The 12,160-nt window shown below is 43.4% G+C and carries 11 protein-coding genes and 1 tRNA gene; 4 read left to right on the top strand and 8 right to left on the bottom strand.

The genetic code is table 11. The features are described 5' to 3' along the window. The first annotated feature begins 22 nt into the window (after nucleotides 1-22). Nucleotides 23-457 carry an Hsp20/alpha crystallin family protein gene (locus tag ACOIT5_RS02045; RefSeq protein WP_423128804.1) on the top strand — a complete coding sequence of 145 codons (435 nt, stop codon included), beginning with the start codon at nucleotides 23-25 and terminating at the stop codon, nucleotides 455-457. Nucleotides 458-549: 92 nt separating this feature from the next. On the opposite strand, the gene ACOIT5_RS02040 is transcribed toward ACOIT5_RS02045, so the two are convergent. The 8 genes from ACOIT5_RS02040 to ACOIT5_RS02005 form a co-directional block, all read right to left on the bottom strand. After that, complete coding sequence (locus ACOIT5_RS02040; RefSeq protein ID WP_423128803.1) at nucleotides 550-1,518, bottom strand: zinc transporter ZntB; 969 nt, start codon at nucleotides 1,516-1,518, stop codon at nucleotides 550-552. 62 nt (nucleotides 1,519-1,580) lie between these two features. Continuing rightward, the gene (locus ACOIT5_RS02035; protein WP_423128802.1) at nucleotides 1,581-2,606 is read right to left on the bottom strand and encodes a glycosyltransferase family 2 protein; all 1,026 of its coding nucleotides are present in this window, start codon (nucleotides 2,604-2,606) and stop codon (nucleotides 1,581-1,583) included. A 14-nt stretch (nucleotides 2,607-2,620) separates the two neighbouring features. Beyond that, nucleotides 2,621-3,091: a hypothetical protein gene (locus ACOIT5_RS02030; RefSeq protein WP_423128801.1), complete on the bottom strand. Its 471-nt coding sequence runs from the start codon at nucleotides 3,089-3,091 to the stop codon at nucleotides 2,621-2,623. Between the two features lie 6 nt (nucleotides 3,092-3,097). Further along, complete coding sequence (gene mads4, locus ACOIT5_RS02025) at nucleotides 3,098-3,727, bottom strand: methylation-associated defense system protein MAD4 (RefSeq protein ID WP_423128800.1); 630 nt, start codon at nucleotides 3,725-3,727, stop codon at nucleotides 3,098-3,100. Next, on the bottom strand, nucleotides 3,724-4,989 hold the full coding sequence (mads3, locus tag ACOIT5_RS02020) for a methylation-associated defense system AAA family ATPase MAD3 (RefSeq protein WP_423128799.1): 1,266 nt from the start codon (nucleotides 4,987-4,989) through the stop codon (nucleotides 3,724-3,726). The genes mads4 and mads3 overlap by 4 nt, the downstream gene beginning before the upstream one ends. Before the next feature lie 56 nt (nucleotides 4,990-5,045). After that, complete coding sequence (locus tag ACOIT5_RS02015) at nucleotides 5,046-5,849, bottom strand: inositol monophosphatase family protein (RefSeq protein ID WP_423128798.1); 804 nt, start codon at nucleotides 5,847-5,849, stop codon at nucleotides 5,046-5,048. Between the two features lie 64 nt (nucleotides 5,850-5,913). Next, entirely contained in the window at nucleotides 5,914-7,233 is a 1,320-nt protein-coding gene (gene mtaB / locus ACOIT5_RS02010) for a tRNA (N(6)-L-threonylcarbamoyladenosine(37)-C(2))-methylthiotransferase MtaB (protein WP_423128797.1), read from the bottom strand. A 98-nt stretch (nucleotides 7,234-7,331) separates the two neighbouring features. Next, on the bottom strand, nucleotides 7,332-8,663 hold the full coding sequence (locus tag ACOIT5_RS02005) for a PhoH family protein (RefSeq protein ID WP_423128796.1): 1,332 nt from the start codon (nucleotides 8,661-8,663) through the stop codon (nucleotides 7,332-7,334). 124 nt (nucleotides 8,664-8,787) lie between these two features. Here ACOIT5_RS02005 and ACOIT5_RS02000 point away from each other — a divergent pair, with 124 nt between their 5' ends. The 3 genes from ACOIT5_RS02000 to ACOIT5_RS01990 all read left to right on the top strand — a co-directional run bounded on the left by ACOIT5_RS02000 (nucleotide 8,788) and on the right by ACOIT5_RS01990 (nucleotide 11,347). Further along, complete coding sequence (locus ACOIT5_RS02000; RefSeq protein WP_423128795.1) at nucleotides 8,788-10,098, top strand: bifunctional folylpolyglutamate synthase/dihydrofolate synthase; 1,311 nt, start codon at nucleotides 8,788-8,790, stop codon at nucleotides 10,096-10,098. A gap of 81 nt (nucleotides 10,099-10,179) precedes the next feature. Beyond that, nucleotides 10,180-10,254 (top strand) — tRNA-Val (locus ACOIT5_RS01995). Between the two features lie 331 nt (nucleotides 10,255-10,585). Next, nucleotides 10,586-11,347: an IS5 family transposase gene (locus ACOIT5_RS01990; protein WP_423128629.1), complete on the top strand. Its 762-nt coding sequence runs from the start codon at nucleotides 10,586-10,588 to the stop codon at nucleotides 11,345-11,347. Nucleotides 11,348-12,160 lie beyond the last annotated feature (813 nt).

Genomic DNA, 12,160 nt, shown 5'->3' with positions numbered 1-12,160 from the left:
GAAAGAATAAGGAGGATTAGCCATGTTACCATTAATCAGAAACAACAAGAATGTTCCAAGTTTATTTGATGAATTCTTTGGACGGAATTTGTGGAATGAATTTTTTGACAAAACGGGCTGGGGCTCAAATCCAGGTGTCAATGTTTTTGAAGGAAAAGACAATTTTGAAATTGAAGTGGCCGCTCCGGGGCTTGATAAAAAAGATTTCCACATTGATTTAAAAGACCATGTACTGACTGTTTCGTCTGAAAAGAAAGAAGAAAAAGAAGAAAAAGACGGAAACAAAGTCGTGTTCTGCGAGTTTAATTACTCTTCGTTCAGCCGTTCATTCCGTATTCCCGACGGCGTGGATGTGACCAAGATCAATGCATCGCACAAAAACGGGGTATTGAAGATTGTTCTCCCCAAACGTGAAGAATTAAAGGGAAATGCCTCACGGATGATTGATATTTCGTAAGGATTGAAGAATAAGTTTCGTTGTTTGTTACATCATTGGTTTAGTTTAGTTTAGTTGGTTCACCGACCTCGCCTCCCAGGCGGGGTCTTTTTTTATAACCACCTGTTTTTTCGGAAGAACCAAAACTGAAAGGCAACAATACAAAGCAGGATAATCACGAAAGCAGCAAAAGCGTAATGGTTTTCTGCCTGGGGGATTCCCGCCAGGTTGACACCCAGCAGGCCGGTGAAAAAACTGAGGGGTAAAAACAAGGCGGCAATGATCGACAAGATGTACATCCGGTTATTAATCTGCTCATTCTGACGGTGGGAGAGGGTTTCCTGACTTACCGAGGCCAGTTCGCGCGAGGCGTCCAGCATTTCGAGATAACGCAGCAGGTGGTCGCCGACTTCGCGCAGACGTAATTGCTGTTTGGTGGTCATCCAGTTGGTCTTATCCAGTTGCAACTTGCTCAGGGCATCGCGCTGCGGAATTAAAAAGCGTTTAAGCTGAATGATCTGCAACCGCAGGTTGTGTAATTCCTGTTTGTAGTCGGTCTGCTCTTCTGCAATCACGCGTTCTTCAATTTCAATGGCAAGTTCTTCGATATCTTCCATCACATCGCTCATATTTACCACCAGCCGTTCATTCAAACGGACAATAAAATCGCCGGTCGTTTTAGGCGGATTACCCTGCTCGAGTTCGGCGATCAGGTCATCAACCGATTTGAGTTTTTTCTTTTGACAGGTAATCAGCAGGTTTTTTGTGGCCAGGATCCGGGCCGAGATCATATTTTCCGGTTTTTCGCCCTTGTTCATGTTTATGCCGCGTACCACGAGCAGTAATTCTTCGGGAGTAATGGCTACGCGCGGACGCGATTCTTCTTTGGTCAGCGCGTTGATGGTCAGCTCGTTTATTTCCATTTTTTCCAGGATTGACCGTGTTTCGGAGGCCGAAAAATTCAGTTGAAGCCAGATGTAATCTGCTTCCTGTTGAATATCGGGTACCTGATCAGGAGCGAGTTTTACCGCTTTTCTTTCGGTTGAACGGATATAATAGGCATTGATTAATCCTCGTTTCATCGGCTTGAATTTTACCCAAGATACAACGACTGGCCCGAAACTCAAAATCTGAGAAAAACAGATCAGCTCAGTTCGCGGAAGGTTTTCTCGCCTTTGAGGTAATATTTCCAGATGATGCTTTTGCAGAGGATCTCAACGTGCCATTCCTGTGCCGACATTTCCCGGAGCTCTCTTCTTTTTTGTCTGAGAACGGGCAACTCCCGGTAATAAGCCAGATGTGCCTTAAAAACGCTGGCAAAACCTTTCACATTTCCTTCGGCCAGCAGGCGCAAGGCGGCGATGCCGTCGAGAAACATCCGCGTGAGCATCACTTTCCAAAACTTACGGCGGGGTACGTTTTTATACAACAGCCAAAGGCTGTTCCTGAAATTCAGGAAGAGTTTGCGGGGGTTATTATACGAAAGGCTGCCTCCGCCCAGGTGGAACACTTTGCTTTCAGGAACGAAAAGAATTTTATAGCCCCTGTTTTTCAGCCGCCAGCACAAGTCAATTTCTTCCATGTGTGCCCAGAAGTCGGCGTCGAACCCACCGGCCTCGTGAAATAAATCGGCCCGGATGGCCAGGCAGGCTCCGCTGGCCCAAAAAATACTGATCTGCTGGTCGTACTGGCCTTCATCCTTTTCGAGTACATCCAGGATACGGCCCCGGCAAAACGGAAAGCCCAGTTTGTCGATGAAACCGCCGGCTGCACCTGCATATTCGAACGTATCTTTCTGATGCCAGCTTAAAATTTTAGGTTGAACGGCAGCCACGGTCGGATCGTCGTCCATCGCCCGAACCAGGGGGTCGATCCAGTTTGGACTCACTTCCACATCCGAATTCAGGACGATATAATAGCGGGCCTGTATTTGTTTTAACGCCTCGTTGTAGCCTCGGGCAAAGCCATAATTCGTTTCGAGCGGAAGTATTTTTACCTGAGGAAACTGATCTTTAAGTACTTGAATCGAACCGTCGGATGAATGATTGTCGGCAACAATCAGTTCAACATCGTCTTGCCGGCTGTACTCAATAACTGACGGCAAAAATTGGGGAAGCAGTTTTTCTCCGTTCCAGTTTAGAATAACAATCGCGACTTTTGGTGGTTTCATCCGGGCAAAGATAGTCAGGAAATCAATATGCGCGAAAGCAGGTTGACCAGTTGTCCTTTATCGAAATGGTTTAATTTTTCTGCGAATTGTCGTAGCTTGTCTTCGTCTTTTTCGGCTGCAATTTCCTTTAGTTCTCTTAACTGTTTGCCGGTCAGCTCTTCTTCCAGGATGGCCCAAGCCGTATTGGATGAGGCTCCTTGTTCCGGAAGGCCTAAGGTTTCAAGTTCCTGCACGGCGGCTTCCAGAATTTCACGGGCCTGCATTTTTACCGGATCATCCAGTTTTTCGTTACCGGTGGCATCGCGCAGGTTCCAGCTGGAGTAATCATACTTCAGGTTTGAAATCATTTTCACGATGGCATGGCTGGCGCCAAAAATACGGTTCAGAAACAACAAGGTCTGGTTTTTCCAGGCGCCCAGATCGAAACTTTTTTCGTATAACTTTTCGATTTGTTTATGGAGTAAGGCAATTTCTTTGTCGGGCATAATGCTTCATGTTTCATATTTATTTGAAAACCAAATTTTGATGCAGTCAATCAGTTTATTAAACGATTGATCAGTACAGTGTTTAAATGATACTTGTGAGGCTATTTCAGCATATATTGAAGATGACCTTTTCTTTTTTGAAATATATAATGCTTTTTCAAATGCTTCTTTTGGCGAACTGGGCTTATTGCTTTCATTCAGTACAAAGTTATTTGACTTTAGCCAGTCATATAATTTGTCAATATCACTCCAGTTAATAATTTGTGCAAGTCTTTGTGATTTTACCCAAATCCAATTTTCGAGTTCCGGTTCAATCACGATGGCTTTTGCCCGGTTACCCCATCCCGAATTTATCAAATCCTTTTCAAGTTCTGTTTCAATTTCAAGTCTTGATGAAAATTCTCTCCCACTTCCATCTCTGTCAAAAACAACCAAGGCATATTTGTATCTGTTCTGAAAACCTCTTAAATAAGAAGCTGCATACAGTCGGCATCCTGGATCTCTGTTAGGATGTACAAAAATCTCATATGAAAAAGAATTGACTCCTAAAACAGCGGGCAATCTCTGCAATAACCCATGAATACACTCTTTTATATTCAGGTCTGCTACCAATATAATAATGTCGACATTTTTCATCCTAAAACTCCACTAGCGAATAATATACTGAGGCTGGTGTCTTTTTGCCAGTCTGATAACTGAGGATGTTGGTCTCCTGAAACAATATCAGTAATGCCCTCCTTTGTTTTTGCAAAACATAAAATATCTTTTATGTCAGCAATTCCAAGAATCACCGGAGAATGGGTTGCTAATAATATTTGTGCGTCATACACTGAAGATAAGGACTGAAAAACTGTTTCCATGACTTTTGGATGAACTCCATTTTCAGGTTCTTCAATCAAAAAAATACCATTAAATTCCGGAAGATATGCAATTAAAGTGAGTGCAAGTAACCTTAGTGTCCCATCTGAAGCTGTCCAACTTGGGACTTCAATCCCATTGTAGTGTTTAATTTTTAAATATTTGAATTTGGTGTCTGGGAATTCGTGAACGTTTATTTCTTCTATATCTGGTAAAGCCGTTCTGACATGTTTTAGCCAGTCTTCAAATGAAGAGGGATACTTGATTTTTAAATCTTCGATTACCCACGGCAGGTTGGAGCCATCGGGTAAAAAGTTTTTCCCTTGACCAGGACGACTGGCCTCCCTGATTCTCTGACTATTCAAAACTAATTTCTGAATATTCGTGTTGAGGTATTCTTTCAACCAAGCAGATGCGGGAAATTTGCTTTCATCAGCAGGAAGATTTGCCAGACTCGATTTCTTGTATCCCAATTTAAAACTTGGAAGCCATCCGCCACTACTTTTAGAGTAAGGTTCCGGGTAGAAGTTATCATTTCCTGAGGGGTTCTTTTTTATAATTAGTTTAGATACGCCGGAAGTAAATTTTTTATTCAGGATATTTTCACCTGAGAAATTCAATTCTGGGAAAAGTGTTCTAACTTGATGATTATTTGTTTCAATAGCTTCAAATATTAGCAGCCTTTCTCCCTTTATCGAGTGTTCATTTGCATCAGATAATCCAATTTTCAGTTCGTAGCGTAAATATCTTTTTTCTTTATTTTCTCCCATTTGACTACCAACCCGGGAAGGGATGCAACACTCAATAGCTAATTCAATATCTCCACCGTTTCCTGACCAAGTCAAGTCGTTAAAATTCTGAGACCGAACTGTTATTGCTTCATCCAGTCCATTGTTCACGATGTCAGAAATAAACGTTATTACATCCAGAAAAGTTGTTTTTCCACTTGCATTTGGACCTACAAGGATTTGAAACGGAGAAAGACACTGAGAAACTCTTTTTAAACACCGATAATTTGCAGCCTCTACTTTAGTTATCATTTAATGCAACATTTTTCGTAAAGTTAAAGATATCTTGTTACTAGACAATGCGTCATTTAAGGATTAATTTTTCCGAGATGTTTATTTACAATTGAGTAGAATTTGTCGAAATAATTGGCATTCGCAGCCACAATTTCGTTTCCGAACAGGTAATTGTCTCCGCCTTTAAAATCACTTAAGCGGCCCCCTGCTTCTTGCAGGATGATGATGCCGGCCGCCACGTCCCAGGGGTGAAGGGCATGTTCGAAAAAACCGTCGAACCGGCCGCAGGCCACGTAAGCCAGATCAACGGCAGCCGATCCCATCCGGCGCATTCCCCTGGTTTCGATCATGAAGAATTCGAGCAGGCGAAGGTAATTTTGCAGCATGTCGAAATCATAATACGGAAAACCGGTGGCCAGCAATACCTCTTCGTGTTTGGCTGAGGCGGATACGGAAATGGGCCGACCGTTGAGCCAGGCGCCGCCGCCTTGCCAGGCGGAGAAGAGCTCGTCCTGTCCCACCTCGTAAACAACCCCGGCTACCGGATGGTTATCTTCCAATAAGCCGATGGAGACGGAATGAGGGAAAATGCCATGAATAAAGTTGGTGGTGCCATCCAGCGGATCGATCACCCACTTGTATTTTTCACCCCGTTCGCCGGCGGTCCCTTCTTCGGTAATGTACCCGGCTTCGGGCAACAGCCGGCGTAGTTCGTCGACAATTAAACGTTCGGCTGTTTTGTCGACATAGGTCACCAGGCTGGCTTTTCCCTTGAGTTCGATGTCTTCGTTGGTAATTTTCGACCGTTCTTCGCGGATAAACTGACCGGCTTTCTGTGCCAGTTCCCCGATCTGCTTGCAAATATTTTGTAAATCCATAGTTTGTTGTATCAAGATATGCGTGTCAGGTTAAAGGTATTTCTCGTGAAACAGCGAAGTTCGCTTATATCAGAACCACTTCAAAATTTCCGCTGTTATTTATTTCCAACAGTTTTACCAGTCTGACCTGATTAACCAGTTCGGGCTGATAATCCGTTTCTACCCGGATGTAATTTTCAGTGAATCCTTTCAGCCGCCCGTTATCTGATTCGTCTTCAAATAAAACCGGATAGACGGCGCCGCTGTTCTGTTCATAAAAGGCGCGTAGTTTTTTTTCTGAAAGCATGATGAGCTGATGCGTGCGGCGTTTCCGTTCATCGACCGGAATAACGGGTTTGATTTCCAGTGCCTTTGTTCCCGGACGTTCGGAGTAGGGAAAAGCGTGTAGTTGAGAAACATCCAGGTTTTTGACAAAATTGTAGCTGTCGAGAAAAAGATCTTCCGTTTCGCCGTTTGTTCCGGTAATGATATCAACGCCAATAAAGGCATGGGGCATAACCGACTTGATTTTGGCGACACGTTCGGCAAACAGTTCCCGGTTGTATTTCCGCTGCATGAGTTTGAGGACCTCGTTTGATCCGGATTGAAGCGGAAGGTGAAAATGAGGGGCGATTCGTTTTGAATTTGCTGCAAATTCGATGATTTCATCGGTCAGCAGGTTTGGTTCAACCGATGAAATCCGGATACGCTCCAGCCCGTCCACTTCATCCAGTTCATGCAGCAGGTCGATAAATTTCTCGTTGGTGCTTTTCCCGAAATCGCCGATGTTTACGCCGGTCAGGATGATTTCTTTAATTCCCTGCGACACGGTTTCCCGGGCTTCGGCTACCGTGTTGCTGATTTTATCGTTACGGCTTCGGCCGCGGGCAAACGGAATGGTGCAATAGCTGCAAAAATAATCGCAGCCATCCTGTACCTTCAGAAAACTGCGGGTACGGTCGCCCCAGGATACTGCGTGAAAAAAGTCTTTATTGTTTTGTTGCGATTGCAGCAACACAAAGGTTTCGTTGCGTTTTTGCAGACCGTTCATAAAGTCGGTCATGCGAAACCTGGCATTGGTTCCTAAAATATAATCAACCCCTTTAATGGCTTTAATGGTTTCGGCTTGTAATTGCGCGTAACAACCGGTGACTACCACCACGGCTTCCGGGTTGCGGCGTACCGCCTGCCGGATGATGTTGCGGCTTTTTTTGTCGCTTTCGGCTGTTACCGAGCACGAGTTGACGACGTAAACATCGGCTTGCTCTTTAAAGTCGACACGGTCGAAGCCCATGACCTCGAAATGGCGGGCAATGGTTGATGTTTCTGAAAAATTGAGTTTGCAGCCCAAGGTGAAAAATGCCGCTTTCTTGCCTTTGTAATCCATCTGTTGTTTCTCTTTCATTTGGCGGTGCAAAAATAGCAAAAATACCCGGCCAAAAAAGAAAGGACTTCAGCTTGCTGAGGCTGAAGTCCTTGAATATGATTGACAAGGAGGGTTGACTATAAAAGGTCACTGGCCAGTTCGGCCAGGTAGCTGCGTTCGCCTTTAATCAGGTTCACGTGTGAGAATAGTTCCTGCTTGCGCATTTTGTCGGTCATATAGGCCAGCCCGTTCGATTTCATATCGAGGTAAGGCGAGTCAATTTGTTGTAAGTCGCCGGTAAACACCATTTTGGTTCCCTCTCCCGCCCGGGTAATAATGGTTTTTATCTCGTGCGGCGTAAGGTTCTGGGCTTCATCCACGATAAAGAATGAGTTGGATAAGCTTCGGCCGCGGATGTAGGCAAGCGGTGTGATGATCAGCCGTTCTTCCTTCAGTAATTCTTCAATCTTTTGATATTCCTGGCTGCGGGGGTTGAAGGCATGTTTGATTACCGACAGGTTGTCGAACAAAGGGTGCATGTACGGGCTGATTTTTTCGGTGGCATCGCCTGGCAGGTAACCCAAATCGCGGTTACTCAGGGCGACAATCGGCCTGGCCAGTAATATTTGTTCGTACAGTTTATGTTGTTCGAGAGCGGCAGCCAGGGCCAGCAAGGTTTTCCCGGTGCCGGCTTTCCCGGTGAGCGATACCAGTTTTACATCCGGGTTCAGCAGTGAGTTCAGGCTGAAGGTTTGTTCGGCATTGCGGGGTTTTATCCCGTAAGCTACTTTTTTTTCTACGCGGACGATCCGCTGGCTTGGACTATCGTACCGACCTAATACACTCGATTTATTTCCTTTCAGGATGAAAAATTCGTTGGCAATGGGCGCCGTTTCAAGCCCGGCTTCAGCAACAGGGAACGAACCTTCATTGTAAAGCACATCGATCAGCTGATCTTTGAAGTTTTCCAATTCAGTGATCGATTTCTCGAATACCAACGGATCTTTGATTTTGTCATTTTGATAGTCTTCGGCCATAATGCCAAGCGATTTGGCTTTCATGCGAAGGTTAATGTCTTTGGTAACCAGAATGGTCGGTCTTTTGGTGTTTTCGGTCGTAATGTATTCTGCAATTGCCAGGATACGATGGTCGGGAATGTCTTCCTTGAATGACTGTTTCATTGTTTCCGAAAACGGTTTCCCGGTTGCAATAATCAGTTTCCCCAGTTCAGGCGCTAACTTTATTCCGCCGTTAAATAGTTTTTCACCAACAATGTTGTCCAAAATCCTGACAAATTCGCGCGCCTGAAAGTTAATCGGATCATTTCCTTTTTTAAACTTGTCAAGTTCTTCCAGTACGGTCAACGGAATGACGATATCATTATCTTTGAACTGGTAAATACAGGTATGATCGTGCAGGATCACATTTGTATCCAACACGAAAATTTTAGTAAGTTTCTGGCCTGCCATAATTCTAGTATTTAGACTTTTTTAAATGTAGAAAAAAAAGGAGACTTCGGGCCGGATTTGTTGTTAAAAGATGTTAGTGTTTTATTGACAATATTGGTTGTTTAGTATAACTGATTGAATGATAATGAAAAAGTACAAGGAAATTTTGGATATTATGTACAGCCAGTTGCCCATGTTCCAGCGTACCGGGGCCGCGGCGTATAAAAACACGCTGGAAAATACGCTGGCCCTGGATGACATGTACGGTCATCCGCATCGCCGGTTTAAAACAATTCATGTGGCCGGGACAAACGGTAAGGGATCTGTTTCGCACATGCTGGCATCGGTTTTACAGGAGGCCGGCTACAAAACCGGCTTGTATACTTCGCCTCATTTGGTTGATTTCAGGGAACGTATCCGGGTAAACGGTGAACTGATTACTGAAGATGAGGTGGTGGCTTTTGTTGAATCGTTTTGGAAGAAAAATGAAAGCCTGGGGCTGGAACCTTCATTTTTTGAACTGACGGCGGCGATGGCTTTTGAGCATTTCAAAAACCGGGAAGTGGATGTGGCTGTTATCGAAGTTGGCCTGGGCGGGCGCCTGGATTCAACAAATATTATTACGCCCGAACTTTCGGTGATTACCAATATCAGTTTTGACCATACAGCGCTTCTGGGTGAAACGATTCCGTTAATTGCGGCCGAAAAGGCGGGGATTATTAAACCACGCATACCGGTGGTGGTGTCGGAGTGGGACGAGGCTTGCCATTTTGTATTCGGGCAGAAAGCGGAAATGACGGGTAGTCCGCTCTTTTTTGCCGACCGGGAATACGTGACTCATGATGCGGCCTTGTTGCCGGAGGGTTTGCAGGTTTTTAATTTTACTAAGAACGGTGAGCCTGTTTTCCCGGATTTGAAGACCGATTTGTTAGGAAGTTATCAGCGTAAAAATGTAGCCGGAGTGCTGAAAGCCATTGAGGTCCTTCAGCAGAACGGGTGGAAGATCAACAGGGAAGCTGTTTACGAAGGACTCAGACAGGTCAGGAAAAATACCGGTCTCCGTGGTCGTTGGGAGATTGCTGCTTATCAGCCGCTGGTCATTTGCGATACAGGGCACAATGAAGCCGGAATAAAGATGGTTGTTGAGCAACTGCAAAATATGGACTGGAAGAAACTTCACCTGGTTTTGGGTATGGTTAACGATAAGGATATCGATGGCGTTCTGAAGCTGCTGCCTCGGGAAGCGGCATATTATTTTACCCAGGCAGATATCCCGCGTGCGCTTGATGCCGACTTGTTGAAAGCAAAGGCGGAGGCTACCGGTTTATCCGGGAGAGTGATCTTGCCGGTTAAAGAGGCTGTGAATGAAGCGATCCGGAATGCCGGTCAAAATGATGTCGTATTTGTAGGTGGCAGTACGTTTGTTGTGGCCGATTATTTTTTCGGAAAATTTTAATTTTTCTTTTGGAAGGAAGAAAAAAGGATATATATTTGCAACGCCTTTCACGGAAGTAGGGCGCGTTCAGTAAAAAAAATCGGGCGGTTAGCTCAGCTGGTTCAGAGCATCTGGTTTACACCCAGAGGGTCGGGGGTTCGAATCCCTCACCGCCCACGAAAGCAAATGCCAAAAGGCATCAAGAAGCAGTAAGTCGTTGATTTACTGCTTTTTTTTGTTTTTATCGCATCGATAGAATCCAGTCCTTGATTTCTTCAAAACAGGCGAACCAATTAAACGGCTATATTGCGTTTATGATAAAAAAACAAGAAAGATCATCTGGGGTACTGTGAAAAAAGATTTTGACTTAGAGACTGTTTTGATTTTAAATTTAAAAAATATTATAGCGCAATTAACACCAAGGTGTTTATAATTAAAAAATTGGTTATCAGCTAACTATATCAGGTTAGATTTTCTTTGCACTAAAATAACGACAAATTAGTGTACGATGAAAATTTACCCAAGTGATTTAACCGATAACCAGTGGCAAGTTATAAAAGATTTGTTTGAACAAGAGCGAAAAAGAAAACATAGTTTACGATCAATTGTGAATGCAATTTTGTACATAACCAAATCCGGTTGCCAATGGCGGATGCTCCCCAACGACTTTGCGCCATGGCAGACAGTTTATTATTACTTCAGAAAGTGGAAGTTAAACGGGCTTTTGGAGGAATTGCATGATTATCTTGTCGAAAAGGTCAGGGTGCAAAAAGGCAGAAACCCTGTTCCATCTGTTGGCATAATTGACAGTCAATCCGTTAAAACAGTCAATGTTTGTCAAGACGAGATTGGGTATGATGGCGGCAAAAAGATTAAGGGCAGAAAAAGGCACATTGTTGTTGATACCCTTGGCTTACTACTGGCCATTGTAGTCCATTCAGCAACGCCACATGACAGCAAGGCCGCAGAACTTGTATTTAAAATCCTTAAAAATAAATACATAAAAGGGATCGTAAAAATATTTGCCGATGGCGGTTATCGGGGGGAATTAATAGAGACAGCCAGGATAAAATTTGGTTGGGCCCTCGAAATTGTCAAAAGAAATGAAGCCCACAAATTCAAAATCCTGCCTAAAAGATGGATTGTTGAAAGAACATTTGCCTGGATTTCATTTCAACGACGGACCTCGAAAGACTATGAAAGGTTGACCGAAACAAGTGCAGCCTTTGTCCAATTATCAATGATAAGATTGATGCTTAACAAATTTTGACAATGATTTCAAAACAGTCTCTATGATAATTTGCCATTTTATCCAACTTTTTCGACATCAAAAAGTTTAATTGGAGTTTTATCTCCTGAGATTTTTAATAGTATAGAAAATCAGGTTATTATCCCGGAAATAAATCACCCTAAAATAACGGACAACCCGATCTTAGTTTACTTTGATTTAAAGTAAACCCCAATTTGTAATTAAATCAATATCAGGTTGTACCATCTCAATAAATGGAGGGATGGTCTGGAGATTAAAAAAAATGGTGGCGGCGTCCAAGAAGCTGATGCAAAGTGGAACCACTTGAACCTCAATTAATATCTTCAATATATCAACATAATGATTATAAAGAACAGCATCCATAGTCATTTCCTTATACAATGAAAAAGAAGGATTCTTAATTTCCGGGAATCACTAAGGGCAGAGTTAATAAAAATGACTTAAATACGGGTGTGTTCCGGGTCTTGTTTAAAGCACTAAAGCAGGATATCCGAAATTAGATCTGACTGGGAAATGGAGGAACGAGCTTATTTTATTGATTGTTCAAGCTCAATCCGGATAAGCCATTCAAAGGTATGTTCTAAAACAGAAATTAACATTCCGGCAATTTAGATAAACTGTTATCGGCTCTGCATGAGGTAATTAAACAATAAATCACCCCCCCCCTGTATGTTTAACAATACCTTGCGCCGATTAAATAATAATAATAAATTTAATGAAATAAATTATTAGGTGGCTTGACTTGATGGCATGATAAACTGTTGAAGGAACAGGCAGAGCAACTTGATAAACCGAATAAGACCTATTTAAACA

Source organism: Gaoshiqia hydrogeniformans (assembly GCF_049347105.1).
GTDB lineage: Bacteria > Bacteroidota > Bacteroidia > Bacteroidales > Prolixibacteraceae > Gaoshiqia > Gaoshiqia hydrogeniformans.
Note: the sequence above shows the minus strand (reverse complement) of the source record. Positions and strands in the feature narration are given on the sequence as shown.

What these genes read in the sequence shown, in the direction of transcription:
- ACOIT5_RS02045 (WP_423128804.1), top strand. Translation starts at nt 23, where the DNA reads ATGTTACCATTAATCAGAAACAACAAGAATGTTCCAAGTTTATTTGAT.
- ACOIT5_RS02040 (WP_423128803.1), bottom strand. Translation starts at nt 1,518, where the DNA reads ATGAAACGAGGATTAATCAATGCCTATTATATCCGTTCAACCGAAAGA.
- ACOIT5_RS02035 (WP_423128802.1), bottom strand. Translation starts at nt 2,606, where the DNA reads ATGAAACCACCAAAAGTCGCGATTGTTATTCTAAACTGGAACGGAGAA.
- ACOIT5_RS02030 (WP_423128801.1), bottom strand. Translation starts at nt 3,091, where the DNA reads ATGCCCGACAAAGAAATTGCCTTACTCCATAAACAAATCGAAAAGTTA.
- mads4 (WP_423128800.1), bottom strand. Translation starts at nt 3,727, where the DNA reads ATGAAAAATGTCGACATTATTATATTGGTAGCAGACCTGAATATAAAA.
- mads3 (WP_423128799.1), bottom strand. Translation starts at nt 4,989, where the DNA reads ATGATAACTAAAGTAGAGGCTGCAAATTATCGGTGTTTAAAAAGAGTT.
- ACOIT5_RS02015 (WP_423128798.1), bottom strand. Translation starts at nt 5,849, where the DNA reads ATGGATTTACAAAATATTTGCAAGCAGATCGGGGAACTGGCACAGAAA.
- mtaB (WP_423128797.1), bottom strand. Translation starts at nt 7,233, where the DNA reads ATGAAAGAGAAACAACAGATGGATTACAAAGGCAAGAAAGCGGCATTT.
- ACOIT5_RS02005 (WP_423128796.1), bottom strand. Translation starts at nt 8,663, where the DNA reads ATGGCAGGCCAGAAACTTACTAAAATTTTCGTGTTGGATACAAATGTG.
- ACOIT5_RS02000 (WP_423128795.1), top strand. Translation starts at nt 8,788, where the DNA reads ATGAAAAAGTACAAGGAAATTTTGGATATTATGTACAGCCAGTTGCCC.
- ACOIT5_RS01990 (WP_423128629.1), top strand. Translation starts at nt 10,586, where the DNA reads ATGAAAATTTACCCAAGTGATTTAACCGATAACCAGTGGCAAGTTATA.